Raw genomic sequence first — 26801 nt, forward strand, 5'->3', positions numbered from 1 at the left:
TGGGCGTTTCGCCAGGCACAGCACCGGGGTGGTGGGCTGCGACTTGAGACAAGCAAGGATTATTCCTGATTATGGCCAAGCCCCCAACATTGTTTGTCGTTAATAAATGCCTTGAAAAGTCCGGGAGGGGGAGGGTTAAATGGGATCCAATTTGACCAGGGATGTCGATTTTCTGATGCCGGTACTGACTGACGATACATCTACTACCGCGCAGGTGAAGCTTTCCATTGAGCAGGAAGAGCTATTTCCAATTCGAGAGGTAGCGCGTCTGACGGGGATCAACCCGGTTACGCTGCGTGCCTGGGAGCGGCGTTATGGTCTGATCCAGCCTTTGCGCACCGAAAGTGGGCATCGCTTGTACTCGATGGCCGATATCGAGCGCGTTCGTAGCATTCTCGACTGGGTCGAGCGCGGCGTCGCAGTCAGCAAGGTTGGCAAGATCCTCGCCAAGATCGAACCGCTCAAGGCGCTGGCGCAGATCATTCCCAACGAACTCGTTCAGGCTGACTACACCCAATGGCAGGAACAAGTCCTGGCCGCGGTGAAGGCCTTTGACGAGTTGCAGTTGGAGCAGGTTTATGGGCAGATCTTCTCCAGCTACCCGCTCTCAGTGGTGTTCGAGGACATTTTGCTGCCGCTCTGGAAGCAATTGCTGCACCACCATGAAGCCTTCGGCCTGACCAGCAAGTGGCTTTTTCTGGACGGCTTTCTACGTTCTCGCGTGTTGCAAAGGCTGCTGCTGGTGCGTGTCATGCAGCCACGTCGAATCATCGTCTGTGCATTGGCCGACCAGGCCCGTGAGCTGGAAGTCCTGATCACCGCGCTGTACTTGAGCAGTGTCGATTCGGCGATTCAGGTGCTGGCGATTGGTCAGCCCTTCGACGAGTTGACCCTGATCTGTGAGCGGGTCAAACCCCAGGCGTTGGTGTTGGTGTCCAATCACGCGCCGACCGCAGAATTGCCCCGGCGGCTAAATCGCCTGGCCATGAGCCTGGATTGTCGATTGTTGCTCGCCGGCGACACGTCGGAACTGGCTCAGGAAAGCCTGGCCGGGTCATCGATCGGTTGTCTGGGGAATGAGGGGACGGTGATGCGCCAGCGTCTGAAACAGTTCCTGGCGGGAAATCTGGATACCTGAGATTCAGATATGTAGGGCGGGGTGTGTCAGGCGATGTTGCTGAAGGATGTACTGGCGCAGACGTTCGGTTTCGTCCTTGTCAGACTGGCTCAACTCGTAGGCGTAAAAGCCCTGTTCGGTTTCACGCTCAAAGCTGCCGCGCAATGCAATCCGTTCATAGCCGGACGGGCTGAACCACAAGGCAAAATGCTTGGGTGGCTTGGTCTTGTTGCGGACTTCCAGCAAAACCCCTTTGCACGATACTTCATGCACATACATCGTGCCTGGCTGGCCTTTGGCGTTTTCCAGCGCCACCGGTTCTTCCAGGACCAAGCGCCAAGGACGGACCATTGGCCCGTCTTCGTAAATGCTTGGCACACCCAGACGCAAATGCAGCGCATGAAACTCGTCTTCCACCAGGTGGAGGGGGAAGGTCATTTGCTGGTTTTCGAAATTGGCCTGGATGGTGACTTGCTCATGAGCGGCGAGGCGCGTGAGCAAATCACGTATCTGCGAACCACCGTTGACGAGCAGGCTCGACGTCGCATCCCGCACATTGAGCTGCGGGTTGTGTTGCATGGTCTGGATGAAATCCAGCTCATCCTGAGTGAGGAGTGCGTCGCGCTGCATGGCTTGCTCGAAAGGTATAGTTACAAAGTCATTGGTGATTGTAGTTAATGACACTTAATTCGCAGTTTTGTTTGCGCCGTTCGTCGCTTTCAGCGCAGATAGTTCGGCGAGCGCCTCGGCCAACTGTGATTCCAGTTGCGCCACGCGCTGCTGTGCTTTGACTTGCGTCGTGACGTCCTTCTGCACACCGACGAAATAAGTCTGCCCGTCGTTCGGGTCTTTCACTGTCGATAGCGAGAGTTCATTCCAGAAAGGCGTGCCGTCCTTGCGGTAGTTCCTGAGGATTTCCCGGCAGGATCCTTTCTTGTTCAATGCGTCGCGTATGGTTGGAAGCGCTTCCTGATCCCGGTCGCCCGACTGCAAGAAACGACAATCCTGATAGAGGATTTCTTCGCTGGTGTAACCCGTCAGTCGTTCGAACGCCGGGTTGACGTAAATCAGGATCTTGTCCTGCTCGCCTTCCTTTTCGGCGATCACGATGCCGTCGTTGGAAGCGTTGATCACCATTTGCAGCAGTTGAGCATTGATCATCGGAGAGTCCTTTCCGGTTTGAGGGTGTGTTGCATTCTAAAAGAACAATGCAGGTCCTGCTGTTAATATCCGGTCTTTCACTCAGTTTCAGGATCAGATTGATGAAAGTCGCCATTATTTCCGGCTCGGTGTACGGCACGGCTGAAGAAGTCGCCCGTCACGCCGCAAGTATTTTGAACGCTGCCGGTCACGAAACCCTGCACAACCCGCGCGCGTCACTGGCCGATGTCCTGGCTTTCGAACCGCAAGCGTTTCTGGCGGTGACGTCGACCACCGGCATGGGTGAATTGCCGGACAACCTGCAACCGTTGTATTCGATGATTCGCGATCAACTGCCCGGCGCCTGGCGCGGCCTGCCGGGAGCGGTCATCGCCTTGGGCGATGCGAGCTATGGCGATACGTTCTGTGGCGGCGGCGAACAAATGCACGAATTGTTCGGTGAGCTGGGGCTGCGTGTCGTACTGCCGATGCTGCGTCTGGACGCCAGCGAAACAGTGACCCCGGAAACCGATGCCGAGCCCTGGCTCAAAGAATTGGTCAGCGCTTTGCGCTGAAGATGAGGCTCGTCATACTTCTGACGAGGCAACTGAGTCTGTTCGCTACAGGGTTACTGGCGTCGGTCCTTTGACATGGATCCAGACTCATTGCGCCGCTGACTCGCTAGGCCATCAAGCTGGCTGCCAATGCAACTACACGAAGACCGGGGGCTGACTAGACTGCTGTGACGACAGCAGAACAATAAGAACAGGAGGTCTTGCCGTGAATGTTGCTCCCGTCCAGTCACCCCACAGTGTCAAAGGTCAGGTCAGTGCCGCCGAGTGGCAAACTCGCGTCGATCTCGCGTCCTGTTATCGTTTGGTCGCCGCGCATGGCTGGGACGATCTGATCTTTACGCACATCTCGGCCAAGGTGCCGGGCACCGAAGATTTTCTGATCAACCCGTTCGGGCTGATGTTTCACGAAATCACCGCGTCAAGCCTGGTCAAGGTCGATCAGGCCGGCAACAAGTTGATGGACAGTCCTTACGAGATCAACCCGGCGGGTTACACCATTCACAGCGCCGTGCATGAAGTTCGCCACGATGTGGTGTGCGTACTGCACACCCACACCGCGGCGGGTGTTGCAGTCTCGGCGCAAAAACAGGGCATTCTGCCGATCAGTCAGCAATCCTTGTTTGTCCTGTCCAGCCTGGCTTACCACGCGTATGAAGGCGTGGCGCTGAACCATGAAGAGAAGGCACGCCTGCAAGCCGACCTCGGTGAAAACAATTTCCTGATGCTGCACAACCACGGTCTGCTGACCTGTGGTGGCACCATCGCCGATACGTTTCTGATGATGTTTACCTTCCAGCGCGCCTGCGATATTCAGGTGCTGGCGCAGAATGGCGGCGCCGAATTGATCGCCATCCAACCGCAGATTCTGGCGGGCGCCAAGGCGATGATCGCCGGCGTGACCAAAAGTGCTCAAGGGATGGGTGGCGCGCTGGCCTGGCCGGCGCTGCTACGTAAACTCGATCAACAAGACCCGGGTTATAAACTCTAATGCCACTCGCCGAGATCCCCCTGTGTGTCTGGCGCAAACGCGGCCAGACGTTCGTATTCCGTGGCCAGACCATTCGCTATTGGACGGCCGGGCAGGGTGAGCCGCTGTTGCTCATTCATGGCTTTCCGACTGCCAGTTGGGATTGGCATTACTTGTGGCAGCCACTGGCGCAACGCTATCGAGTGATTGCCTGCGACATGCTCGGTTTCGGCGACTCTGCCAAACCGGTGGACCACGAATACAGCCTGCTCGAACAGGCGGACTTGCAACAGGCGTTGCTGGCGCATTTGAGTGTCACCCAACCGGTGCACGTGCTGGCTCACGACTATGGCGACAGCGTGGCGCAGGAACTGTTGGCCCGGCATTACGAAACCCGCATTCACCTCGCCAGTTGTGTGTTCCTCAACGGTGGCCTGTTTCCCGAAACCCATCGTCCGCTGCTGGCGCAAAAGCTGCTGCTCAGCCCCTTGGGCTGGATGATTGGCCGCGCCTTCACGCGTGACGCGCTGGTGAAGAGTTTTCGGCAGATTTTCGGGCGGATGACCCGGCCGACTGAAAGTGAGATGGATGATTTCTGGGGGCTGGTCGAGAGCAATCACGGCCCACGAATCATGCACAAGCTCATTACCTATATCCCGGAGCGGCGAGTCCATCGCGATCGTTGGGTCGACGCCATGCAGCGCGGTGAAGTGCCGTTGCGTGTCATTGATGGCGAGGTCGACCCCATTTCCGGTGCACACATGGTCGCGCGCTATCGGGAGCTGATCCCCAATCCGGACACGGTTCTGCTGGCCGAGATTGGCCATTACCCACAGACTGAAGCGCCGGTGCAGGTGCTCAAGCACTATCTGGAGTTTCGTGATCGGCTGATTTTGCCGCCGCGCAGGTTCGCGTACTCCTGATTATCCCCCTGCCTTATCGGGCACCATTCAGCCTCACCCCTATTCATTGTGACCCGCAGCGCCGTGCCTGACACTCGGGCTTATTGTCCCTGGCCTGCTGGAGTTCTCCCCATGAATGAGTCTGTGCGCTTCGAAGATAAAGTCGTGATCGTCACCGGTGCAGGCGGCGGCCTGGGCCGGGCACACGCGCTGCTGTTCGCCAAACAGGGCGCCAAAGTGCTGGTCAACGATCTCGGCGGCTCGGCGCAAGGTGAGGGTGCCAACGCGTCCGCAGCAGATCGCGTGGTCGCCGAGATTCGTGAGGCTGGCGGTATCGCCGAAGCCAACCATGATTCGGTTACCGACGGCGACAAAATCGTCCAGCACGCGCTCGATGTTTTCGGCCGTGTCGATGTGGTGGTCAACAACGCCGGGATCCTGCGCGACAAGACTTTCCACAAGATGGATGACGCCGACTGGGACCTGGTTTACCGCGTCCACGTCGAAGGCGCCTACAAAGTCACCCGCGCCGCCTGGCCGCACATGCGCGAGCAAAACTATGGCCGCGTGATCTTCACCGCGTCGACCTCGGGCATCTATGGCAATTTCGGCCAGTCCAACTACGGCATGGCCAAACTCGGCCTCTACGGCCTGACTCGCACCCTCGCTATTGAAGGGCGCAAGAACAACATTTTGGTCAACGCCATCGCTCCGACTGGCGGCACGCGCATGACCGAAGGCCTCATCCCGCCGCAAGTGTTCGAACAACTCAAACCGGAACTGGTCAGCCCGGTGGTGGTGTACCTGGCCAGTGAAAACTGCAAGGAGACTTCCGGTTTGTTTGAAGTCGGTGGCGGCTGGATGGGCAAGGTGCGCTGGGAACGCAGCCTCGGTGCCGGGTTCGATCCGCGGGTGGGGTTCTCGCCGGAGGATGTAGCGGCGCAGTGGGAGCAGATTTGTGATTTCGAGGGCGCGGCGCATCCTAAGGACAATATTGAAGCGCTGAAGGAAATGATGGGAAATTTGCAGAAGTATTCGCTTTGATGGAGGCCAGCAAGGTCACTGTTGATGACCTTGCTGGTGCTTAGTGTTCGGAGCTGCAGCGATAATCAAGGAAAGTACTTGCGAACCAATGCGGCCAGATTCGCCGCCGTTTGCACGTCCATGATTCCGTCGTATGTTTGAGGGCGAAAGTGCAACTGAAAGGCTCGAACCAGTTGCATGAAGCCTTGATCGGTAGACGCATTTGAAACGTCATAGCCATAGGTTTTGAACTGCTTGAGCAATTCGGTTCGGGCTGGAATGCCGGTTTCGTTGTATTGCTGAAGATAGGCGTCGCGGGTGGTATCGTCGAACCAGGCACCAATGCCTTTCAAGTACAGGGCCTGCCAGGGAAACTTCGGCCCTGGGTCACTCTTGCGGCCGACCGCAACGTCAGAGTGGCCCAAGACGTGGGTCGGGCGGATATCCGGATAGCGCTCAAGAATGTTCAGCGCCAGATCTTCAATCGCAGCAATTTGTTCTGGCTGATACGGCGGGAAATTGAACACCCCTTGGCTGAACGTCGCCAGGTTAACGATTTCGACACCGATAGACGTGTCGTTCAGGTTGCTGCGGTTACCCCACTGACTGACACCCGCATGCCAGGCACGTTTGGTTTCGTCGACGAGGCTGAAGACCTCCTGCCCGGTGTAACCGGCGTTCAAGTAACTCGGATCGGTGATGTCCGGAACCAGATAATGTGCGCTGACATTCGGGCCGGTCAATGCATTGACCGAACTGGAGAAGTTGCCGGCCGTGTAGTGAAAAATCAGAAAACGTACGCGACTGTTGGAACTCTGGGTGGCGTGGTGTTTGTTGTAGATGACGGGTTTCATGAAAAAACGGCTCTTGGTTAAATTGAAGTCAGCCGTAGTTAGTATTGATGGCTGAGCTGTAATTAACCTTAATAGCTGTTGCGCTTCGCGTGTTTACTGAGTCCTGTAGTCGCTTTCCGAAGTCTGTGTAGGGGGGCGATAAATAGAGTTGAACTGCCACCGATAGCCGCGCACTCGATTAGCGAAAAGGTATATAGAGAACTGTCTGCAACTCTGCTCGTTTGTCAGTCTACTAATCTTGGAATGTCGCCCATAAAAAAGGCCGCTGCAAACGCAGCGGCCAAGTAAGACGTTGGATCAGGAGCTACAAATCAACGTCTGTGTACACGGGGCGATCAATCGAAAAAGCGTCGATTCATCTGGATTCTGTCGCCGATGGCGTGGGTTGATCACACGCCATGGCTTCGTGCTGTCCGGCGGTTCACCGTGAAAGCCCGGCAAGAATAAGCCGTTGAGCCTAAAGGAAAAATAGCGATTCGCGACATGCAGTGTTGCAGCCTGAGTAACAGTCCCGGTTGGCCACACCCAGGTAGCAGCTGCCTCGCGTTGCTCCGCAGCTGCTACAGGTCGGTGGTCGCCAGGCCCATGCGTCTGGCTGATAACCCTCCATCCAGCCCATCGATGCCCGGCGCAAAGCCGCGGCCCGTCTGGCCATTCATCCTTTAGAGGTACACCGCGAATACCTCCTTGGTGCGCTTATCGCTCCCCGGTTGCGGCAGTAGGGTGGGGCCTTCTGTCACTCACCGGGGAAGACGCATGACAAAAACAACAATGCGCGCCATCTTCAAACCGCAAGCGCTGGCCGCTGCGGTGGCCTTGGGTTGCTGTGCCCAGGCGCAGGCTGTTTCATTCAATATCGGCGAGATCGAGGGCACGTTTGACTCCTCACTGTCCGTCGGCGCGAGTTGGGGCATGCGCGATGCCGAGAAATCGTTGGTGGGCACCGTCAACGGCGGGACCGGGCAGTCGTCGACCGGGGATGACGGACGGCAGAACTTCGGGAAGGGCGAAACCTTTTCCAAAATCGTCAAGGGCATCCACGACCTCGAACTGAAGTACGGCGACACCGGTGTGTTCGTGCGGGGCAAGTATTGGTACGACTTCGAATTGCAGGATGAAGATCGTCCGTTCAAACAAATCAGCGACCACGGCCGCAAGGAAGGCGCCAAGTCTTCCGGCGCGCAAATCCTCGACGCCTTCGTTTATCACAACTACTCCATCGCTGAGCTTCCGGGCAGCGTGCGCGCCGGCAAGCAAGTAGTGAGCTGGGGTGAAAGTACCTTCATCGGCAACTCGATCAACAGCATCAACCCGATCGACGTTTCTGCGTTCCGTCGCCCCGGTGCCGAGATCAAGGAAGGCCTGATCCCCGTGAACATGCTGTACGTTTCCCAAGGCCTGACGGATCAGCTCTCGGTCGACGGGTTCTACCAACTGGAGTGGGACCAGACCGTTCTCGACAACTGCGGCACGTTCTTCGCTGTCGACGTGGCGGCGGACGGTTGCAACAACAACTACACCGTCGGCAGCCCGGCGATTGCTCCTTTGGCGCCGCTGGCAGCCGCGTTTGGCCAACCGATTCAAGTGACCCGCGAAGGCGTGGTCGTTCCCCGTGGTGGCGACCGCGATGCGCGGGACTCCGGGCAGTGGGGCACCGCATTGCGCTGGCTCGGTGATGACACCGAGTACGGCCTGTACTTCATGAACTACCACAGCCGCACACCGACGGTGGGCACCGTCACGGCCGGCGCGTCGACACTGGCCAGCTTGCCGGGCATGGTCGGTATCGCCAACCGTCTGGCACCCGGTAGCGGTTCGGGGCTGGCGCAGAGCGTGATGCTCGGTCGCGGCCAGTACTACCTCGATTACCCGGAAGACATTCGTCTGTATGGCGCGAGCTTCTCCACCACCTTGCCGACCGGCACGGCGTGGAGCGGTGAGATCAGCTATCGCCCGAACGCCCCGGTACAGGTCAACACCAACGACCTGACCCTGGCCTTGCTCAACCCGATTGCCGGTGGTGCTGCATCACCGATTGCCACCACGCCTGGCGCTGACAACAAAGGCTACCGCCGCAAGGAAGTCACGCAAATCCAGAGCACCCTGACGCAGTTCTTCGATCAGGTACTGGGTGCGCAACGACTGACCGTGGTGGGCGAAGCGGCCGTGGTTCACGTCGGTGGTCTGGAGGGGCGCAGTCAGCTGCGTTACGGCCGCGACTCGGTGTACGGCCAGTACGGTTTCGGTGGCGACACCGAAGGCTTTGTCACCTCGACCTCGTGGGGCTACCGCGCCCGGGCAATCCTCGATTACGCCGACGTGTTCGCCGGGGTCAACCTCAAGCCCAACCTGTCCTGGTCCCATGACGTTGCCGGTTACGGCCCCAACGGGCTGTTCAACGAAGGCGTCAAGGCGGTCAGTGTCGGTGTCGATGCCGACTATCGCAACACCTATACCGCGAGCCTCAGTTACACCGACTTCTTCGGCGGTGACTACAACGTCCTCGAAGACCGCGACTTCGTGGCGCTGAGCTTCGGCGTGAACTTCTGATCTGGCTGAGAAGGATGATTTCAATGCGCAAGATGATTCTGCAATGCAGCGCCCTGGCCCTGAGTTTGCTGGCCGCCAACGTGATGGCGGCAGTGTCGCCGGAAGAAGCCAACAAACTCGGCACCAGCCTCACGCCGCTGGGGGCCGAGAAGGCCGGTAACGCCGACGGCTCGATCCCGGCCTGGACCGGTGGCCTTCCAAAAAACGCTGGCGCGGTGGACAGCAAAGGCTTTCTCGCTGACCCGTTCGCCAGCGAAAAACCGCTGTTCGTGATCACCCCGGCGACCGTCGACAAGTACAAGGACAAACTGTCGGAAGGCCAGGTGGCGATGTTCAAGCGCTACCCGGAAACCTACAAGATCCCGGTCTACCCGACCCATCGCACCGTGGCCGTGCCGCCGGAAATCTACGAGTCGGCCAAGCGCAGTGCGCTGAACGTGACCACCATCAACGATGGTAACGGCCTGGCCGGTTTCACCGGCAACCGCTACTACGCGTTCCCGATTCCCAAGAACGGCGTCGAAGTGATGTGGAACCACATCACCCGATACCACGGCGGTAACCTCAAACGCATCATCACCCAGGTGACCCCGCAAACGAACGGCAGCTACACGCCGATCCGCTTCGAGGAAGAAATCGCCGTCCCGCAACTGATGAAGGACCTGGATGCGGACAAGTCCGCCAACGTGCTGACCTTCTTCAAACAGTCGGTCACCGCGCCAGCGCGTCTGGCGGGTAACGTGCTGCTGGTGCACGAAACCCTCGATCAGGTGAAGGAACCGCGTCTGGCGTGGATCTACAACGCCGGCCAGCGTCGTGTACGTCGCGCCCCGCAAGTGGCCTATGACGGCCCGGGCACCGCCGCTGACGGTCTGCGCACCTCCGACAACTTCGACATGTTCTCCGGTGCGCCGGATCGCTACGACTGGAAACTGATCGGCAAGAAGGAAATGTACATTCCATACAACAGCTACAAACTCGACTCGCCAAACCTCAAATACGACGACATCGTCAAGGCCGGGCACATCAATCAGGACCTGACCCGCTATGAACTGCACCGTGTCTGGGAAGTGGTCGGCACGGTCAAGCCGAGCGAGCGCCACATTTACGCCAAGCGCCACATGTACATCGATGAAGACAGTTGGCAAGTGGCGCTGGCGGATCACTACGACGGTCGCGGGCAACTCTGGCGAGTGGCTGAAGGGCATGCTCAGTATTACTACGATCACCAGACTCAGGCGTACACGCTGGAAGCGCTCTACGACATCATCGCCGGCCGATACATCGCGCTGGGGATGAAGAACGAAGAGAAGCACAGTTTCGAGTTTGGCTTCGAAGCCAAGATCGCCGATTACACGCCATCGGCGCTGCGTGCGGAGGGGGTTCGGTAAGGGCTTTATCCATTCACCGTGCAAAAGGCGACCGATGGGTCGCCTTTTTTATGGCTGTCGATCAACGCCCTGAATACTTCTCAACAAGCGGGTTAGACAGGTCTAGGGTGGCCTCACAATTATAAAAAGGCACGCTGCAATGACCGCCATGACTCCGTGTCTGGACCGTTCCGGATTCCTGCCCCGTCTGTCTTCTCATCACCTGTCGCGTGAGCGCTTGAGCGAGCCGTTGCTGGCGTCTACCGCGCGGGTGAAATTGATCTGCGCACCCGCTGGCAGTGGCAAGTCGGCGCTGCTTGCCGACTGCCTGTTGCAGGCGCCGCCGCAGTGCCGGGTGTGCTGGTTGCCGTTGTCGGGCAGGGTGATGAGCGCGGCGGATTTTCGTCAGAGCGTGGCAGAAGCGCTGGGGCTGGCTTCGTCAGAAGAGCCGGCGATGCTTGGCGCGATGGCTCGATTGCAAGTGCCGACCTGGCTGTTTCTGGATGACTATTGCCGCGTTCCGAACCCGGAACTCGATCAGCTGCTGGATCGCATGCTGGCCGTCAGCAGCCCGGCGCTGACCTGGTGGCTGGGCGCCCGCCGTCGCCCGCAATGCAACTGGCCGCGGTTGCTGCTCGATGACGAATTGTACGAATGCGAGCGCGCCACGCTGGCCTTCAACCAAACCGAGGTTGCCTCGCTGTTGCGCCACCTGACACCGGCCGATGCAAGCACCGCCGCCAGCAAGATTATCCAGCTCAGCGGAGGTTGGTGTGCTGGAGTACGCGTTGCGCTGCTGCAAAAATGCGACTGGTCGCGTAACGACCCGCATCACAGCCGACCTGACACGTTGCTCGATTACCTCGAACACGAACTGTTTACCAGCCTGACCCCTGAGTTGACAGAGGCCTGGCGGGTACTCGCGCATTTGCCTCGCTTCAATGCACGTTTGTGCGATCACCTGTTTGGCGCAGGGGAGGGCGCGCAATGCCTGAAGACGTTGCAGGATCTGGGGGGCTTTATCGAGCCCTGGCAGGACTCGGCCGACTGGCTGCAGATTTTCCCTCCACTCATGCAATTGATGCGAGATGAACAATGGCCGGCCGGACGTTCCTGGCATCGCCGCGCCTGTCAGTGGTTCGCCGCTGAACTGGATTGGAAAGCGGCGTTCGAGCAGGCCCTGCTGGCTGAAGAGTTTGAGGTCGCGGTGAGTCTGTTGCAGCACTTCAGTTTCGAGCATTTGTTCGAGGAGCAGACGGTCGTGCTGTTGTTGCGTTTGTATGAGCATCAAGGCGCAGAGCTTATGTTCGGCTCAGCGCAATTGGTCGGTTTGATCACTGCGGCATTGTTGTTTGCCGGACGATTCGAGCAAGCCGCCGATTGCATCGAACAGTTGTCGCGCTTTACCCCACAACCCTCGGCGGTCCAGCAGCGACAACTGATCGCACGGTGGCAGGCGCAGCAGGGCTGGTTGCTGCATTTGCAAGGGCGTATGGAGGGCTCGCGCGCGCATTTTCTTGAGGCGCTGAGCGAGCTCTGTCCTGACCTGTGGACCGTGCGCTTGATGTGCCTTTCGGGTCTGACGCAACAGGCCCTGCTCAGGGGGGAGCTCGAAGTGGCGCAGGCGATAAACCGCGATGCGTTGTGCCTGGCGCGGGCGCAAGGCTCGCTGGTTTTCGAAGGGCTGCTGGAGCTCGATCATGCGCAATTGCTGGAGCAACGTGGAGCCCCTCAACGAGCCGACCAGTTGCTCGCCAACGTTCAGGGCTTGCTCACTCAACAGCCGCGGATCGCCGAGCCCCTGCTCGGGCGAATTGCCTTGCACCGTGGGCGCTTGAGTTTGTGCCAGGGCCTGGATGCGCAGGCTGCCGCGTATTTCGAAGCGGGGCTGCTCATCTGTTTGCGCAACCACGACAAACGGGTGCTTTACGGTTTCCTCGGTTTGGCGCAGGTGGCGGCCAATCAGCGCGACTACGCCCAAGCCTTTGTCCAGCTGCGCGATGCCGAGCGCTTGATGCAGCAACGGCAGATTCCTGACACCGTTTACCGCGGTGTGCTGTTGCAGATCAGCAGTCAATTCTGGCTTCAGCAGGGGCGCCCGGAACTGGCTCATGAGGCGCTCAGTCGTGTACTGCGCCACTATCGTGGTCCGCATGCGCGGCAGGCGCCTCCCGCGACCCTGATGTTGATTGCGCGTATCGATTATCTGTTGGTGTTGGCAAAGGTCGCTCTGCATCAGGCCAAAGACCCGCTGAATCATTTCGCCCAGGCACTTGAGCAGTCGCAACGCGCAGGGATGCGGGCGCTGGAGGTTGAATTGCTGTTCGCCGCGGCTGAAGTCGCGTGGCAGAACGGTGACATGGTCGGCGCCCGGGATGGGTTGCGCAAAGGATTGAATCTCTCCAGGCACCATAGCCTTCACCAGGCGCTCAGTGAGTTGCAATTGCGTCAGCCTGATCTTTTGCCGGTACTGGAGGAGGCTTGGGACCGTTCGGAAAAAAATCTGCCGGTGAGTGAAATCAATCCACTCAGTCTGCGTGAAGTGGAAGTGCTCAAGCTGATTGCGCTGGGCAATTCAAATCAACAAATAGCCGAGCAGTTGTTTATCTCCTTGCACACGGTGAAAACACATGCACGGAGAATTCACGGGAAGTTGGGTGTGGAGCGCCGGACGCAAGCGGTTGCGAAAGCCAAGAGTGTCGGTCTGTTGGATTGAGCGAAAGACTGTTTGCTATTGGGCACGAAGCTCACGGCGTGCAAAGAGCCGGTTCTGCTATAAAACTATCTTCTGGTTGGAAAAAAACGACGGTGGGAGGTGTTTCCTTTTATATGTAAAGGTTGGTGTTTTTATTGTTTATTTAAAATTAATGATTGGAGGCGTTGTTGATTTTAGTCCAGCAAAGACTGAACGCATGGCTTCTTTGTTGGAGAGGTTGGTTCAGGTGTTGTGTTTTTTCTTTATGTGTCTCTTTTGTGATTGAGTGGCTGATACAAATATTGAAAAGTGTTCTGGATTTTTAATGATGAGGCTATCTGTTTTAGTTTGATCTCAAGTTGATCGGCAGTGATGTGCCGTTCTTTGCAATCAAACTAAAAGAGGTGCGTAATGCAAAACGAACAGGAAAAAAATATAACGCTGGAGCAAGTGAGTGAGGCGCGTACCCATTTGATCGAGGCACTCAAAAAAATTCCGATGTTCAAGGCGATTCTTCATATTTGCCTGGCAGACGAGTTTAAGAAACTGGATTCAGATGCCTCCATAGCACGCCGTTTTGTTAATCTTCGGTCAGGGGTAGTGGCCTCTACTTCGGAACCCACCGGCAATCTACTCGATGTATTTCTGGAGTGTTTAAAGCGCGGCAGGCCACCCCAATACACGGCTGACAAATACGGTATGTATGAACTCGATAACATTGGCAGTGAAACGTTCAGGCTGAAGTATCTGGATGTGGCAAACGTCGGAAGAATGATGGCCGAACTGATGCAGAACCTGCCTGAGAAATGCAGTTCAGAATTAGATAAATATTGGAACGTCTCCATCGGTGTTGATAGCAGGGGGCGTGCTTTGCCGCCACCTAAACGGGAGTTGCGCAATCTTCAGGCGCGACTTTTCTGGCGCGAGCTGGACTTGGCGGCCAGCGAGAACCTGATGTCCAAAAGTGACGTCGTGACCATCAATGGCTTAATCGGTTCGGGACTGCCAAGTTCCTGCTATGCCGTCTCGGTTGAAAAACAACAGGGCGGTTTCTCGACGCTGGCATCCACCTTTGTTATTTCTCTTTCCGGCGCTGTCGCAAATGAGCTGAACCAAGCAGGCAGTCAAGAGGTTGTTCTTTATTCACCGTTCGGTGGATTAGAAAAATTCAGCACCGTGAGCGCACTTCATCAAACGTTGCAACAACGGATGTCCGATGCGTCGAGCCGTGCCGAGCTGTTGCAGGGGCTGTCGGAGGAGGAGAGAGCACGGGTGTCGACTGCTCCAGTGATTCGTTACGCAAGAATCCTTGAAGATCTGTTTGAACATTGCAATGACGGCCTGCTGGCAAGGCAACATCGTGATCTCATCTATCAAGTGCGACAGTTAATGACCGTCGGCGCGCATACCGAAGCGGCATGGCAGCCGCTGGATACCGTTCTGTCCATGGAGGCGGTGGTACGTTCTGAAAATGTGCGAAATGTGCTCTTGATCAAGGCGATGCTGGAGAATGCCCGCCCTGAGTGGTTTAAAAAAGCCTATGTCACCAATCAGGAGTTGTATGTCGGTCTGGAGAAGAACCTGCTTGAAAGCCAGATTCAGCTTCATGAATTGACCCAAGACGTGGCGAGTCTTAAAGCGTATGCCCGACAGGCCGTAGAGGCATTCATCTCGCCGGGAACCGACGAACGAATCGATCCTGACACGGTGTTTGTGAATATTCAGCATTCGGTCAGGATGGCAGATGGCAAACGGATCGAACACAGTGAGCGGAAGACGCTGACCCAGGCTTTCATGTATGGGGCGCATGATCGGGCAGGGCGCTACACGATTACGCTGGAGAAGGACTATGGTCTCGCCAGGCTGACGCCTGAAAACATAATGCGGGCCATTGAAACACTGGATCTGCGTCTGGCGTATGGACCCGCACGGCAGCGAGTGTATGGCCAGCCGAACGTCCAGGAAGCGATGCGGGAAGTGCTGGGGCGAAAGACCGCCTTGACGCTGTTCGGCGCCATCCTGCAAAAGCACATCACCTCGACTGCGCAGGATATTGTTCAGCGCTTCAACTTTGGCGATCCATCTATTGAAGCGTCTGGTATCGCGTTAAGAGCTTTCTATTACTTCAAGCCCTTGAAGGATCTCATTGTCTACCGGAGGAAAGGAGGCGACGCGAATCTCAAAACTTACGTGCTCTATGCACCCGGTTCGCCGACGAATAAAGACTGGTACGAATTCTCCGATCGGGACAGTTTGCAACGGTACATAGGATTGTGGGCACTGGAAGAGGAGGGACGCGCCTACCTTCGAACCCAAGTGCACCAAAGTGACCGGCATAACCTGGAACATGAAGTATTCGGCAAGGAATGGCCGCGTGGTGAACCGAGGGAAAGGATTCAGGGCCGAGCCTGGTGGGACCAGGTCAATCTGGTTGCCTGGGTTGAAAGCGATGGGTTAAAGGGCAGTATTCAAAGTGTCCTTGACTGGGAAGACGCCGAAGAAAAGGCGGTCACGCCCCATTGGTACCGAAACGCTGGTGCATCTGATCGCCACTTGTTCAATCGTTTGAACACCGACTTCAAGGCCATTTATAACGCGTCAAAAGACATGTTTCATATCGAGGGCTTTCACAAGTTCTCTCGTGAATTGGTCATGAGCCGGTTAAATGAACAGCTGGGACGTACTGGCGATCGTCAGATCGATCCTGATCGCGTCATGGTGAAATTTCATATGGGCGCAATGACGCTGACGCAATTATTTATCAATTGGCATCTGTGGCGCAGCGACGGGAATGTGTTCGAGAAAATTTTTCTGCCGGGTTCGAATATGCTCAGAGACAGTCTCAGGGTGTCTGAGTTCTGGTGGAAGGACACGGGCGCGCCAATGACTGAGCTGAATTCCAGTACGCTCAATAAGCTTATCGACCTGATGCCAGGCGAGCATTACAGCCATTATCTGAAATCAAACTTTCTATGGAAGTCGGATATTGATCTGCGCGCCAACCTGTATCGGGAACTCAAGAAAAACGAGATGTTCAGGGCGGCGCTGACGCAAAAGTTAAATGGCACGTTGCCATCGGCTCATTATGACTGGCTGATAGAGTCGATCAAGGGGCTGGATCGCGACACAAGGACGCCATACGGTGTTTCCCCCAGTAGTTATCCTGGCGAAGGGGTTTACGAATTCTGGCTTGAAGGTGCGCGCATCACGGGAGGGTATGTTTTTGGTGAGGGGCATGTGAAGTTCGCCTATGTCCCGAATTCGCCCGGCAAAGCCTTTATCTGGGTCGGTGATTTATCCAAGGCTATCGAGAACGATCGCATTTTGGGTGAGCATCTTCTGAGTCTGGCCGGTTTGCGTGGGAGGGACAGGGTCGGCGCTTACATCAGCAAGTCCGGTGATCCGCGAGGTTCGCAGCCAGTGCCCGGGTTAGGCGGTACTTATCCGGTCTACAACTTCAAGGCCGAATACGAAAGCCTGATTGATCGCTCGCTTGATGATCTGGATGTGCTGACCACTTCGCCAGCCGAAGCGTTCTGGCAGGAGACAAAGATTCTTCTCGAAGTGGCATTGGATGTGATTTCAATCTTTGTCCCGCCGGTGGGTTTCGTTGTCAGCGTGTTGAAGATCAGTCATTCGATCGTGCAAGGCATCATTGCATCCAGCCATGGCGACTCTGCAGGCGCCAATGCGCATTTTGCTACCGCGTGGCGTGGGGCAATCGTCATGTACCTGGGTAAAGTCGCCTCGGTAGGATCGGCGGCCTCAGCATTTGGCCTGCTGTCCACAATCAGGGATCTGAGCGACGTGCTCTCCGCCGTCACGGGCGTGCCGGTTGGAATCAGTTATGTCACGGCGGTGGCTGTGCCGCACTGGACCCCCGAGAGTACGACCCACGTGATCGGTTGACGGTCGGACCCACATCCAGGCGTTATCCCGAGGATGATTGATCGGAGCTGATCAGCTCCGGTCTTGAGACATCGGTGATGCCTCATACCCCATCCGCCAGCTCACGGCCCGCGTCGCCGCCAGCAATCGCTGCGCCGCCGGGCCGTTTTCGTCGGCGTGAAACAACGAGGTCGGGCCGACAATGGTCAAGACCGCCGCGACATTCCCCACGGCGTTGAATATCGGTGCCGACAAGGCATCCACCCCTGGCATCAACAACCCATGCACATGATGCAGGCCGCGCTCGCGGATCTGTTCGCACAAGGCCGTATAGGTTTGATCGTCCGCCAAGATATGGTCCGTGGCGTTGTGCAGTTCCTGATTGCGCAAGTCCACGGTTTCCCGTTTCGGTAGATAAGCGCCAAACACCAGGCCAGTGGACGAACTGAGTAATGGCAGCACCGAACCCAATTGCGTCACCACGGTTACCGCACGCACCGCCGGTTCGATGTGGACCACGGTCGCGCCCTGATTGCCCCACACCGCCAGAAAACAGGTTTCATTCAGCTCATCGCGCAGCTCGGCCAGGGGCAGGGCGCCGACTTTCAGCACGTCCATACTGTTGAGTGCAGCGAGCCCGACACGCAAGGCTTCACGGCCGAGACCGTAATGGTTGGTGGCCGGGTTCTGCTCGGCAAAGCCGCTGGCGATCAGCGCCTGTAAATAACGATGAACCTTGCTGGCCGGCATCTGCACGTGTTCGGCCAGGCGCGACAGGGAGGTCGAGGGCGACAGCTCGGCCAAGGCCTTGAGGATGTCAGTGCCGACCTCGGCCGAGCGGACTTTCTGTTTGTCGTTGTTGCGCGGCGTTTCCATGGAGGCGGTCTGATCCCGGGACGAATGGGCGTCTTTATAGCTTGACGGTCAATACCAATCAAATTACGTTATGCGTAATCAGATTACGATAAAAATAACCCTGGCGTGCCGAACCTCTGCAACAGAGTGACAGGCCATCGCCTAGTCCCCGTTCAGGAGGCTCCATGAACCCTGATTCAACCGCGCCAGCGCTGGCTTATCAGTCCGGCTTCGGCAATGAATTCAGCAGTGAAGCGTTGCCCGGCGCACTGCCCGTCGGCCAGAATTCCCCGCAAAAAGCCCCGTATGGCCTCTACACCGAATTGTTCTCCGGCACTGCGTTTACCATGGCTCGCAGCGAAGCGCGGCGGACCTGGATGTACCGCATACAGCCATCGGCCAATCATCCGGCGTTCGTCAAACTGGAGCGGCAACTGGCCGGCGGCCCATTGGGTGAAGTGACCCCCAACCGCCTGCGCTGGAACCCGCTGGACATCCCGACCGAGCCGACCGATTTCATCGATGGGCTGGTGAGCATGGCGGCCAACTCGGGCGCGGAAAAACCGGCCGGAATCAGCATCCATAGCTATCGCGCCAACCGCTCCATGGAGCGCGTGTTCTTCAACGCCGACGGTGAAATGCTGTTGGTGCCTGAGCTTGGCCGTTTGCGCATTACCACTGAACTTGGCGTGCTGGAGCTGGAGCCGCTGGAGATCGCCGTGCTGCCGCGCGGGCTGAAATTCCGCGTCGAACTGCTCGACCCACAAGCGCGCGGTTACATCGCCGAGAACCATGGCGCGCCATTGCGTCTGCCGGACCTGGGGCCGATCGGTAGCAATGGCCTGGCTAACCCGCGGGACTTCCTGACGCCGGTTGCGCACTACGAACACCTCAAGCAACCGACCACCCTGGTGCAGAAATTCCTCGGTCAGTTGTGGGGGTGTGAGCTTGATCATTCACCGCTGAATGTGGTCGCCTGGCATGGCAATAACGTGCCGTACAAATATGACCTGCGCCGTTTCAATACCATCGGCACGGTTAGTTTTGATCACCCGGACCCGTCGATTTTCACGGTCCTGACTTCGCCAACCAGCGTGCATGGTCTGGCCAACCTCGACTTCGTGATCTTCCCGCCGCGCTGGATGGTCGCCGAGAAAACCTTCCGTCCACCGTGGTTTCACCGCAACCTGATGAACGAATTCATGGGCCTGATCCAGGGCGCTTACGATGCCAAGGCCGAAGGCTTCGTGCCCGGTGGCGCGTCCTTGCACAGTTGCATGAGCGCTCACGGCCCGGACGGCGAAACCTGCACCAAGGCCATCAACGCGGAGCTGGCGCCAGCGAAAATCGACAACACCATGGCGTTCATGTTCGAGACCAGCCAGGTCCTGCGCCCGAGCCGTTTTGCCCTCGACTGTCCGCAACTGCAAACTAATTACGATGCCTGCTGGGCCACGCTGCCCGCCACTTTCGACCCGACCCGGAGATAACCCATGACTCAGACTTCCATCACTCGTAGCTGGGTTGCCTCTGCCAACGGCCATACCGATTTTCCGCTGCAAAACCTGCCATTGGGCGTGTTCAGCGTGAACGGTTCGGCCCCGCGTAGCGGCGTGGCGATTGGCGACCATATCTTTGATCTGGAGGCGGCACTGGATGCCGGCCTGTTCGACGGCGCAGCCAAAGCCGCGGTCGAAGCGACCCGTGGCGGTCAGTTGAATGCTTTTTTCGAACTCGGTCGCGAAGCACGTGTTGCCCTGCGTGAACGCTTGATCGAACTGTTCAGGGACGGCAGCACGCTGCACGGCAAGATCGAAGCCCAAGGCGCAAAACTGCTGCCATTGGCGGCTGATTGCACGATGCACCTGCCGGCGAAAATCAACGATTACACCGACTTTTATGTAGGCATCGAGCACGCGCAAAACGTCGGCAAGCTGTTCCGCCCTGACAACCCGCTGCTGCCGAACTACAAGTACGTGCCGATCGGCTACCACGGTCGCGCCTCGACCATTCGCCCGTCGGGCACTGACGTTCGTCGTCCGAAAGGGCAGACCCTGCCGGCCGGTCAGACCGAACCAACGTTTGGCCCGTGCGCACGTCTGGATTATGAACTGGAACTGGGTATCTGGATCGGTCAGGGCAATGAGATGGGTGACTCGATCGCCATCGGTGACGCTGCCGATCACATCGCCGGTTTTTGCCTGCTCAATGACTGGTCGGCGCGTGACATTCAAGCCTGGGAATATCAGCCACTTGGCCCGTTCCTGTCAAAAAGCTTCATCACCAGCATCTCGCCATGGGTCGTCACTGCCGAAGCGCTGGAGCCGTTCCGTCGCGCCCAGCCTGCGCGCCCTGAAGGCGATCCGCAGCCGCTGCCGTACCTGTTCGACAAGCGCGACCAGGCCGCTGGCGGGTTCGACATCGAGCTGGAAGTGCTGCTGCTCACCGAAGGCCTGCGCGAGCAAAACCTGCCGGCCCATCGCCTGACGCTCAGCAACACCCAACACATGTACTGGACTGTGGCGCAAATGGTTGCACACCACAGCGTCAACGGCTGCCAGTTGCAGGCCGGCGACCTGTTCGGTTCGGGCACCTTGTCCGGTCCGGAAAACGGTCAGTTCGGCAGCCTGCTGGAAATCACCGAGGGCGGTAAAAAGCCGATCGAGCTGGCATCGGGCGAAGTGCGTAAATTCCTTGAAGACGGCGACGAGATCATCCTGCGTGGCCGTTGCCGCCGTGAGGGTTTCGCGTCCATCGGTTTCGGCGAATGCCGCGGCAAAGTACTGCCGGCGCGTTAAGAGGATCGGGTGATGGAACTCTATACCTACTACCGTTCGACTTCGTCCTATCGGGTGCGTATTGCGCTGGCGCTCAAGGGCCTGGATTACCAGGCCCTGCCGATCAACCTGATTGCATCGCCAGGTGGAGAACATCGTCAGCCGGCCTACCTGAGCATCAACCCGCAAGGCCGGGTGCCGGCCTTGCGCACGGATGAAGGCGACCTGTTGATTCAGTCACCGGCGATCATCGAGTACCTCGAAGAACGTTATCCACAGGTGCCGCTGCTGTCCAAGGACCTTGCCGCCCGTGCACACGAGCGCGGTGTGGCGGCGGTGATCGGTTGCGATGTGCATCCGTTGCACAACGTCAGCGTGCTCAACAAGCTGCGCCAGTTAGGTCATGACGAACCGCACGTGGTGGAGTGGATCGGACACTGGATCAGCCAGGGGCTGGCGACGGTGGAGCAGTTGATCGGGGATCAAGGGTATTGCTTTGGCGATGAGCCGGGATTGGCGGATGTCTATCTGATCCCTCAGCTGTACGCGGCCGAGCGATTCAACATCGCCCTCGAAGCGTATCCACGGATTCGCCGGGTCGCGGCGTTGGCAGCCACGCATCCAGCGTTCATCAAGGCCCACCCGGCCAACCAGCCGGACACCCCATAAAGCCTCACTCGATCAATATGTGGGAGCGGGCTTGTGGCAGGCATAAATGCAGGCCATACCGAAATCAAACTGTAGGAATGAGCCTGTTCGCGATAGCAATCTGTCAGTCGACATCGATGTTGACTGACACACCGCTATCGCGAGCAGGCTCACTCCTACAGGGGTTCTCAGTGGACGATTGAGTTGGGCGGCAGGTGCCCCAGGCGTTCGGTCAGGCGAATCCGCTGGATCGGGTCGTCACTGAGCAACAGCGCATGCTCCAGATCGAAACGCTCGGCATTCGGGCAGTCCAGGCGCTGATAGAGGCTGGCCCGGGCCAGGTAATCGGCGGCGCTGGCATCGCCCAGTTCCAGCACTCGTTCGGCGTCGACCAAGGCGCCTATGTAGTCATCGTGGGAGAGGTGCAGTTGACGCAGGTTTCGCGACAGGCGTTGCAGCATCTGCACCGGGTCTGCCGTCAGTAAATGGTCGGCGCCGAGTTTCATGTTCGGACCGTACTGACGTTGCAGCAGCTCCCGGCAGTCGTTGGGGTACAAACGACGTCCGCCACAAGGGTCCAGCAGGTGGTCGGCGCCCGGCACCCGCAGCAGGAAGTGCCCGGGGAAGTTGACCCCCACCAGCGGGATCTCCAGGCGTTTGGCCAATTCCAGCGCAATCAGGCCCAGGGACAGCGGCTGGCCGCGCCGCAGTTCCAGCACTTTATTGAGCAGGGCCACTTGCGGGCGTAGCGGCGTGAAGTCGTCCTGCGCGAACCCCAGGTCATTCATCCGCCGCAACAACGGCTGGGCCAGCTCGCTGACCGGTAACATCGGCAAGCCATGGCTGACTTGCTGTGTCAGGTCGCTGAAGTCGGCCAGCACGGCCTCGGGATTCAGCCTTGAGTCGTGCTCGACCGCCATCCACAGCGCCGCTTCGAACAGCGCGGGCGGTGAACGTTGCAGGCAATCGAAGAAGCGTTGGCGGGGCGTCATCAAAATCTCCGGCAGATGCCTCGTTTTAGCCCCGTCTCCGGCATTCGTCCAGTGCTGCACACATCCGGTTTCAGGTTATGTCCGAAAGCCTGCAATGTGGCTCCGCTTATTCCGGTGCGCTTCTGCAATTTTTGGGCGCAAGCCTATACTGGCGACTACAAGAAGTGATTCGGGAGCCCCGCGATGTTCGCTCTCATGCAAAGCACTCGCCTTGAATCGCTGCATCTGAGCGTCGACCCGGTCACCGGGTTGAAGGCGGTCATTGCCATTCATAACAGCCGGCTCGGGCCTGCCCTGGGCGGTTGTCGTTACCTTGCCTATCCCAGCGACGAATCCGCGGTCGAGGATGCCATACGCCTGGCGCAAGGCATGAGTTACAAGGCGGCACTGGCCGGGCTCGCTCAGGGCGGCGGCGTGGCGGTGATTGTTCGCCCGATCCATGTGGAAAATCGCGCCGCGCTGTTCGAGGCGTTCGGACGCTGTATCGATCAGCTCGACGGTCGCTACATCACCGCCATCGACAGCGGCACCTCGGTGGCGGACATGGATTGCATCGCCCAACAGACCCAACACGTCACCAGCACGACGTCGGCCGGCGATCCTGCGCCGCATGCGGCCATGGGCGTGTTCACCGGTATTCGAGCGACCGCGATGGCCCGTCTGGGCAGCGATAACCTGGAAGGCCTGCGGGTGGCGATCCAGGGTTTGGGCAACGTCGGTTATGCGCTCGCCGAACAACTGCACGCGGCTGGCGCGGAACTGCTGGTCAGCGATATCGATCACGGCAAGGTGCAATTGGCGATGGAGCAGTTGGGCGCTCACCCGATTGCCAACGACGCACTGCTCAGCACACCGTGCGACATCCTTGCGCCGTGCGGCCTGGGCGGCGTGCTCAACAGCCACACCGTGACACAACTGCGCTGCTCGGCGGTGGCCGGCTCCGCGAACAATCAACTGACGCACCTGGAAGTCGCCGATCAACTTGAACGGCGGGGCATCCTGTATGCGCCGGACTACGTGATCAATTCCGGTGGGCTGATCTACGTTTCGCTCAAACACCGCGGCGAAGAGCTGACAACCATCACTGCACACCTGTCAAAAATCGCCTCACGGCTGACCGAAGTCTTCGCCCATGCCCAAGCGGAAAAACGTTCGCCGGCGCGGGTGGCGGACGAATTGGCAGAGAAAGTGTTGTACCGCTGAGCGACTCTTTTGTCCGGGACATGAAAAAGGCCCTGAGTCCTTCGACTCAGGGCCTATTCAATTCGGGCGTTGCTTATTTCGGCGTCTTGGTCGCTTTGGCGGGCTTGGCCGGTGTCGGCTCAGCGGCTTCAACCGACTCGGCAGGTTCAGCCTGTGCCACCACTTCAACCGGCGCATTCAGCAGTTCGGACAACGCATCCGGCTGGCTCTTGAATGCCTTGGCGAACACATCGCGATTCTTCGCCATGTAAATCCCGGCTTCTTCCACTTGCTGCTCAGTCAGGGACGGAACGGCTTTTTGCAACACTTCAGCCAGCAATTCAGCCAGTTCGAGCATTTTGTCATGACGGTCAGCTTCGGCTTTATCCATGAACAAGCGCTCCAGATCTCGGCTGCTGCGGTATACCACTTCGACGGCCATTCACCACCTCACATGCCTTCACATTAGTTGTCTGTTTCGACCACTGTATTTATATACAGCGAAAAGGATAAGCGAATCCCTGCGCTTTGGGTAGTGGCTTTTTAATGTAGACCGAAATTGGCGTTTGTCAGGTGAACTATGTCGCCCCCACAGTGGTTTTGTGAACGTCACAGATCCCTGTGGGAGCCGAGCTTGCTCGCGATGGCGTCAGTGGATACACCACAAAAGTGTCCAGCAACAACTCATCACCATCTCACCGAGAGTGACTGGCCTTTTTTCTGCATGCAGAACAACCGTCACGTCAATCCAGCATCATCCGCTCGAACCGAGCTAAGGAAGCATCATCGTGAAAATAAACTGGGCCGAGAACCTGCGGCAGAACGTGCACCAACTGGCCGAGTCCCTGGGCAATCTGTTCGTCGAGACGTTCCACTACCTGGCGTTGTTCGCCATCGGTGCTGTGACCGCTTACGCAGCGGTGATGGAATTCTTGCAGATGATCGAAGCTGGGCACATCAAGATCGACGACATCTTGCTGCTGTTCATCTACCTCGAGCTGGGGGCGATGGTCGGGATTTACTTCAAGACCAACCACATGCCAGTACGATTCCTGATCTACGTGGCGATCACCGCACTGACGCGACTGCTGATCTCCAACGTCTCGCACCACAATCCGCCGGACGTGGGGATCATCTACCTGTGCGGCGGGATTCTGCTGCTGGCGTTTTCGATTTTGGTGGTGCGCTACGCCTCGTCGCAATTCCCTTCGGTGAAGATTGAACACCCGCAACGCAAGGTCGGTGCGGGCTCCAGTGAACATCCCGAAGTGGAGAAGGGCGAGCTTTAAAGCCGGATCGAAGGTCGCGGCCGGCCTTTGACTGGCGGTGGTGGCAGGGAGCGGCTGTCGCCGTCGGTCATGGCTTCGAGGATGGTCATGGCACTGTGGCCCTGCTCGATGGCGATGCCGAACTGAATGCTTTGCACCAGGCGCTTCAGGCGCTTGGGGTCATTGCGTTGTTCGGCACTGATCATCCGTTTGGCCACCACGCGGCCGCTGTTGGAGAGGGTCAGCATGATGCTGCCGTCCAGACCCTGAATGCTCAGGTTGATCTGGTAATCCGGTGCAAAGGCATCGGTAATGACCTGAAAGGGGTTGTCCATGATGCGTCACCGCCTGATTGAACGTGCAGTTGTTGACCGGTCATATCCAGGTTGGTTCGCACCACCAGACCATCGGCCGATCGCTCGCTGAGGTTTCAAAAGTCCTTTTGCCTCAGAGGTGACTTAGCAAGGGGCATGCCGGAAAAATTGTCGGACAATGATCACGGCAGAAAACAGGCGGGTGCCCTGACAATCAAGCGGCCCGCCTTCTTTTTGCCTGCCCGTTTCAGGGCATGAATGCGCAGATGACCGCAGACAGTGCAATCAGCACTCCACCCAGCTCACCGCCAAACCGCCGCGTGACGTCTCTTTGTATTTGTCATGCATGTCCGCGCCGGTATCGCGCATGGTGCGGATGACCCGGTCCAGGGAAATGAAGTGCTTGCCGTCGCCGCGCAGGGCCATTTGCGTGGCGTTGATCGCTTTCACCGCGGCAATCGCGTTGCGCTCGATGCACGGCACTTGTACCAGGCCGCCGACCGGGTCGCAGGTCAGGCCGAGGTTGTGTTCCAGGCCGATTTCGGCGGCGTTTTCCAGTTGCTCCGGGGTGGCACCGAGCACGTCGGCCAGACCGGCGGCCGCCATCGCGCAGGCCGAACCGACTTCGCCCTGACAGCCGACTTCCGCGCCGGAGATCGAGGCGTTTTTCTTGCACAGAATGCCGACTGCCGCCGCGCCCAGAAAGAACGCAACCACGTCGTCGTCCGACGCGTCCGGGTTGAACTTCATGTAGTAATGCAGCACCGCCGGAATGATCCCCGCCGCACCGTTGGTCGGTGCCGTGACCATGCGCCCGCCCGCGGCGTTTTCTTCGTTCACGGCGAGGGCAAACAGGTTGACCCACTCCATGGCCGACAGGGTGGAGGTGATGACATTCGGCTTGCCGATTTCCAGCAGGCTGCGGTGCAGTTTCGCCGCACGACGGGGCACGTTCAGGCCACCCGGCAGGATGCCTTCGTGACGCAAACCCTGCTCAACGCACTCGCGCATCACCGACCAGATGTGCAGCAAACCCTGGCGGATCTCGGATTCGCTGCGCCACGCCAATTCGTTGGCCATCATCAATTCGCAAACGCGCAAACCGTGCTGGTTGCAGAGCCGGAGCAATTCGGCGGCGCTGGAGAAATCGTACGGCAGCACTACATCGCTGGCAGGCGCGATGCCCGACTCGGCTTGGGCCGCTTCGATGATGAAACCGCCACCCACCGAGTAGTACGTTTGTTCGTAGAGTTCGCCGGATTCGCCGAACGCTGTCAGCGACATCGCGTTGGGGTGGTAGGGCAGGCTCTCGTCCAGCAGCAGGAGATCGTGCTGCCAGTTGAAGGCAATTGTGGATGTACCGGCCAGGGACAATTCACCGGTTTCGCGCAAGGTCTGGATACGGCTGTCGATGGACGTGGGATCGATGCTGTCCGGCCATTCGCCCATCAGGCCCATGACGCAGGCGCGGTCGGTCGCGTGGCCGACGCCGGTGGCTGACAGGGAGCCGTAAAGGCGGATTTCTACCCGACGTACGGCGTCCAGCACATGCTGGTCAACCAGCGCCTGGGCGAAGGTTGCGGCGGCGCGCATCGGGCCGACGGTGTGGGAGCTGGACGGACCGATGCCGACTTTGAAGAGATCGAAAACACTGATAGCCATGCTAAACCCTATACAAGCAATG

At 58.2% G+C, this 26801-nt stretch carries 21 protein-coding genes and 1 pseudogene; 14 read left to right on the forward strand and 8 right to left on the reverse strand.

Going from position 1 to position 26801, the window contains the following annotated elements:
- Positions 1-139 precede the first annotated feature (139 nt).
- Complete coding sequence (locus D882_RS0118335; protein WP_032833574.1) at positions 140-1138, forward strand: MerR family transcriptional regulator; 999 nt, start codon at positions 140-142, stop codon at positions 1136-1138.
- Between the two features lie 3 nt (positions 1139-1141).
- Here D882_RS0118335 and D882_RS0118340 read toward each other — a convergent pair whose 3' ends face one another.
- Both D882_RS0118340 and D882_RS0118345 read right to left on the reverse strand, forming a co-directional pair.
- Positions 1142-1747 carry a hypothetical protein gene (locus D882_RS0118340; protein ID WP_027924568.1) on the reverse strand — a complete coding sequence of 202 codons (606 nt, stop codon included), beginning with the start codon at positions 1745-1747 and terminating at the stop codon, positions 1142-1144.
- Between the two features lie 54 nt (positions 1748-1801).
- Positions 1802-2278 (reverse strand): PAS domain-containing protein, encoded by a 477-nt coding sequence (locus D882_RS0118345; protein WP_027924569.1) that lies wholly within the window; start codon positions 2276-2278, stop codon positions 1802-1804.
- A 101-nt stretch (positions 2279-2379) separates the two neighbouring features.
- Here D882_RS0118345 and D882_RS0118350 point away from each other — a divergent pair, with 101 nt between their 5' ends.
- The 4 genes from D882_RS0118350 to D882_RS0118365 all read left to right on the forward strand — a co-directional run bounded on the left by D882_RS0118350 (position 2380) and on the right by D882_RS0118365 (position 5745).
- Complete coding sequence (locus D882_RS0118350; RefSeq protein ID WP_027924570.1) at positions 2380-2832, forward strand: flavodoxin; 453 nt, start codon at positions 2380-2382, stop codon at positions 2830-2832.
- 205 nt (positions 2833-3037) lie between these two features.
- On the forward strand, positions 3038-3820 hold the full coding sequence (locus tag D882_RS0118355; protein ID WP_027924571.1) for a class II aldolase/adducin family protein: 783 nt from the start codon (positions 3038-3040) through the stop codon (positions 3818-3820).
- Positions 3820-4722: an alpha/beta fold hydrolase gene (locus D882_RS0118360; RefSeq protein WP_027924572.1), complete on the forward strand. Its 903-nt coding sequence runs from the start codon at positions 3820-3822 to the stop codon at positions 4720-4722. Before D882_RS0118355 ends, D882_RS0118360 begins: the two co-directional genes overlap by 1 nt.
- 111 nt (positions 4723-4833) lie before the next feature.
- On the forward strand, positions 4834-5745 hold the full coding sequence (locus D882_RS0118365) for an SDR family oxidoreductase (RefSeq protein WP_027924573.1): 912 nt from the start codon (positions 4834-4836) through the stop codon (positions 5743-5745).
- A 65-nt stretch (positions 5746-5810) separates the two neighbouring features.
- Here the strand turns inward: D882_RS0118365 and D882_RS0118370 are convergent, their stop codons facing one another.
- Positions 5811-6578 carry an N-acetylmuramoyl-L-alanine amidase gene (locus D882_RS0118370; RefSeq protein ID WP_027924574.1) on the reverse strand — a complete coding sequence of 256 codons (768 nt, stop codon included), beginning with the start codon at positions 6576-6578 and terminating at the stop codon, positions 5811-5813.
- Between the two features lie 756 nt (positions 6579-7334).
- Here D882_RS0118370 and D882_RS0118380 point away from each other — a divergent pair.
- From D882_RS0118380 to D882_RS0118395, 4 genes are all read left to right on the forward strand, one after another.
- Positions 7335-9128, forward strand: coding sequence for a DUF1302 domain-containing protein (locus D882_RS0118380; RefSeq protein ID WP_027924575.1), 1794 nt, complete (start codon positions 7335-7337; stop codon positions 9126-9128).
- A 23-nt stretch (positions 9129-9151) separates the two neighbouring features.
- Positions 9152-10519 (forward strand): DUF1329 domain-containing protein, encoded by a 1368-nt coding sequence (locus D882_RS0118385; RefSeq protein WP_027924576.1) that lies wholly within the window; start codon positions 9152-9154, stop codon positions 10517-10519.
- A gap of 139 nt (positions 10520-10658) precedes the next feature.
- On the forward strand, positions 10659-13214 hold the full coding sequence (locus D882_RS0118390) for a LuxR C-terminal-related transcriptional regulator (protein WP_027924577.1): 2556 nt from the start codon (positions 10659-10661) through the stop codon (positions 13212-13214).
- Positions 13215-13604: 390 nt separating this feature from the next.
- Entirely contained in the window at positions 13605-17102 is a 3498-nt protein-coding gene (locus D882_RS0118395; protein WP_027924578.1) for a dermonecrotic toxin domain-containing protein, read from the forward strand.
- 51 nt (positions 17103-17153) lie between these two features.
- Here the strand turns inward: D882_RS0118395 and D882_RS0118400 are convergent, their stop codons facing one another.
- The gene (locus D882_RS0118400; protein WP_027924579.1) at positions 17154-17957 is read right to left on the reverse strand and encodes an IclR family transcriptional regulator; all 804 of its coding nucleotides are present in this window, start codon (positions 17955-17957) and stop codon (positions 17154-17156) included.
- 164 nt (positions 17958-18121) lie between these two features.
- Between D882_RS0118400 and hmgA the strand changes: the two genes are divergently transcribed.
- From hmgA to maiA, 3 genes are read left to right on the forward strand one after another with little or no spacing between them, the layout of a single operon-like run.
- Positions 18122-19426 (forward strand): homogentisate 1,2-dioxygenase, encoded by a 1305-nt coding sequence (gene hmgA, locus D882_RS0118405; protein WP_027924580.1) that lies wholly within the window; start codon positions 18122-18124, stop codon positions 19424-19426.
- A 3-nt stretch (positions 19427-19429) separates the two neighbouring features.
- Positions 19430-20734, forward strand: coding sequence for a fumarylacetoacetase (gene fahA / locus D882_RS0118410; protein ID WP_027924581.1), 1305 nt, complete (start codon positions 19430-19432; stop codon positions 20732-20734).
- A 12-nt stretch (positions 20735-20746) separates the two neighbouring features.
- Positions 20747-21382, forward strand: a complete 636-nt coding sequence (gene maiA / locus D882_RS0118415) for a maleylacetoacetate isomerase (RefSeq protein WP_027924582.1) — start codon at positions 20747-20749, stop codon at positions 21380-21382.
- 167 nt (positions 21383-21549) lie between these two features.
- On the opposite strand, the gene D882_RS0118420 is transcribed toward maiA, so the two are convergent.
- The gene (locus D882_RS0118420) at positions 21550-22353 is read right to left on the reverse strand and encodes a SirB1 family protein (protein WP_027924583.1); all 804 of its coding nucleotides are present in this window, start codon (positions 22351-22353) and stop codon (positions 21550-21552) included.
- Between the two features lie 183 nt (positions 22354-22536).
- Between D882_RS0118420 and D882_RS0118425 the strand changes: the two genes are divergently transcribed.
- Positions 22537-23556, forward strand: coding sequence for a Glu/Leu/Phe/Val dehydrogenase dimerization domain-containing protein (locus D882_RS0118425; RefSeq protein ID WP_027924584.1), 1020 nt, complete (start codon positions 22537-22539; stop codon positions 23554-23556).
- A gap of 181 nt (positions 23557-23737) precedes the next feature.
- On the opposite strand, the pseudogene D882_RS0118430 reads toward D882_RS0118425, so the two are convergent.
- Positions 23738-23977: pseudogene (locus tag D882_RS0118430) on the reverse strand (YebG family protein); the annotation flags it as partial.
- 346 nt (positions 23978-24323) lie between these two features.
- On the opposite strand from D882_RS0118430, the gene D882_RS0118435 reads away from it, so the two are divergent.
- Complete coding sequence (locus D882_RS0118435) at positions 24324-24824, forward strand: phosphate-starvation-inducible protein PsiE (RefSeq protein ID WP_027924586.1); 501 nt, start codon at positions 24324-24326, stop codon at positions 24822-24824.
- On the opposite strand, the gene D882_RS0118440 is transcribed toward D882_RS0118435, so the two are convergent.
- The gene (locus tag D882_RS0118440) at positions 24821-25138 is read right to left on the reverse strand and encodes a DUF3509 domain-containing protein (RefSeq protein ID WP_027924587.1); all 318 of its coding nucleotides are present in this window, start codon (positions 25136-25138) and stop codon (positions 24821-24823) included. The two genes, D882_RS0118435 and D882_RS0118440, sit on opposite strands and share 4 nt — an antisense overlap.
- A 264-nt stretch (positions 25139-25402) precedes the next feature.
- Positions 25403-26779 carry an L-serine ammonia-lyase gene (locus D882_RS0118445; protein WP_027924588.1) on the reverse strand — a complete coding sequence of 459 codons (1377 nt, stop codon included), beginning with the start codon at positions 26777-26779 and terminating at the stop codon, positions 25403-25405.
- Between the last annotated feature and the right edge of the window lie 22 nt (positions 26780-26801).

It is taken from the genome of Pseudomonas sp. URMO17WK12:I12, assembly GCF_000514395.1.
Lineage (GTDB): Bacteria > Pseudomonadota > Gammaproteobacteria > Pseudomonadales > Pseudomonadaceae > Aquipseudomonas > Aquipseudomonas mucoides.

Bases quoted from the DNA above. Each gene is read 5' to 3' on its own strand.
- D882_RS0118420 (WP_027924583.1), bottom strand. From the start codon at position 22,353: ATGACGCCCCGCCAACGCTTCTTCGATTGCCTGCAACGTTCACCGCCC.
- maiA (WP_027924582.1), top strand. From the start codon at position 20,747: ATGGAACTCTATACCTACTACCGTTCGACTTCGTCCTATCGGGTGCGT.
- D882_RS0118335 (WP_032833574.1), top strand. From the start codon at position 140: ATGGGATCCAATTTGACCAGGGATGTCGATTTTCTGATGCCGGTACTG.
- D882_RS0118370 (WP_027924574.1), bottom strand. From the start codon at position 6,578: ATGAAACCCGTCATCTACAACAAACACCACGCCACCCAGAGTTCCAAC.
- D882_RS0118390 (WP_027924577.1), top strand. From the start codon at position 10,659: ATGACCGCCATGACTCCGTGTCTGGACCGTTCCGGATTCCTGCCCCGT.
- D882_RS0118340 (WP_027924568.1), bottom strand. From the start codon at position 1,747: ATGCAGCGCGACGCACTCCTCACTCAGGATGAGCTGGATTTCATCCAG.
- D882_RS0118400 (WP_027924579.1), bottom strand. From the start codon at position 17,957: ATGGAAACGCCGCGCAACAACGACAAACAGAAAGTCCGCTCGGCCGAG.
- hmgA (WP_027924580.1), top strand. From the start codon at position 18,122: ATGAACCCTGATTCAACCGCGCCAGCGCTGGCTTATCAGTCCGGCTTC.
- fahA (WP_027924581.1), top strand. From the start codon at position 19,430: ATGACTCAGACTTCCATCACTCGTAGCTGGGTTGCCTCTGCCAACGGC.
- D882_RS0118360 (WP_027924572.1), top strand. From the start codon at position 3,820: ATGCCACTCGCCGAGATCCCCCTGTGTGTCTGGCGCAAACGCGGCCAG.
- D882_RS0118380 (WP_027924575.1), top strand. From the start codon at position 7,335: ATGACAAAAACAACAATGCGCGCCATCTTCAAACCGCAAGCGCTGGCC.
- D882_RS0118395 (WP_027924578.1), top strand. From the start codon at position 13,605: ATGCAAAACGAACAGGAAAAAAATATAACGCTGGAGCAAGTGAGTGAG.
- D882_RS0118445 (WP_027924588.1), bottom strand. From the start codon at position 26,779: ATGGCTATCAGTGTTTTCGATCTCTTCAAAGTCGGCATCGGTCCGTCC.
- D882_RS0118345 (WP_027924569.1), bottom strand. From the start codon at position 2,278: ATGATCAATGCTCAACTGCTGCAAATGGTGATCAACGCTTCCAACGAC.
- D882_RS0118350 (WP_027924570.1), top strand. From the start codon at position 2,380: ATGAAAGTCGCCATTATTTCCGGCTCGGTGTACGGCACGGCTGAAGAA.
- D882_RS0118425 (WP_027924584.1), top strand. From the start codon at position 22,537: ATGTTCGCTCTCATGCAAAGCACTCGCCTTGAATCGCTGCATCTGAGC.
- D882_RS0118440 (WP_027924587.1), bottom strand. From the start codon at position 25,138: ATGGACAACCCCTTTCAGGTCATTACCGATGCCTTTGCACCGGATTAC.
- D882_RS0118365 (WP_027924573.1), top strand. From the start codon at position 4,834: ATGAATGAGTCTGTGCGCTTCGAAGATAAAGTCGTGATCGTCACCGGT.
- D882_RS0118385 (WP_027924576.1), top strand. From the start codon at position 9,152: ATGCGCAAGATGATTCTGCAATGCAGCGCCCTGGCCCTGAGTTTGCTG.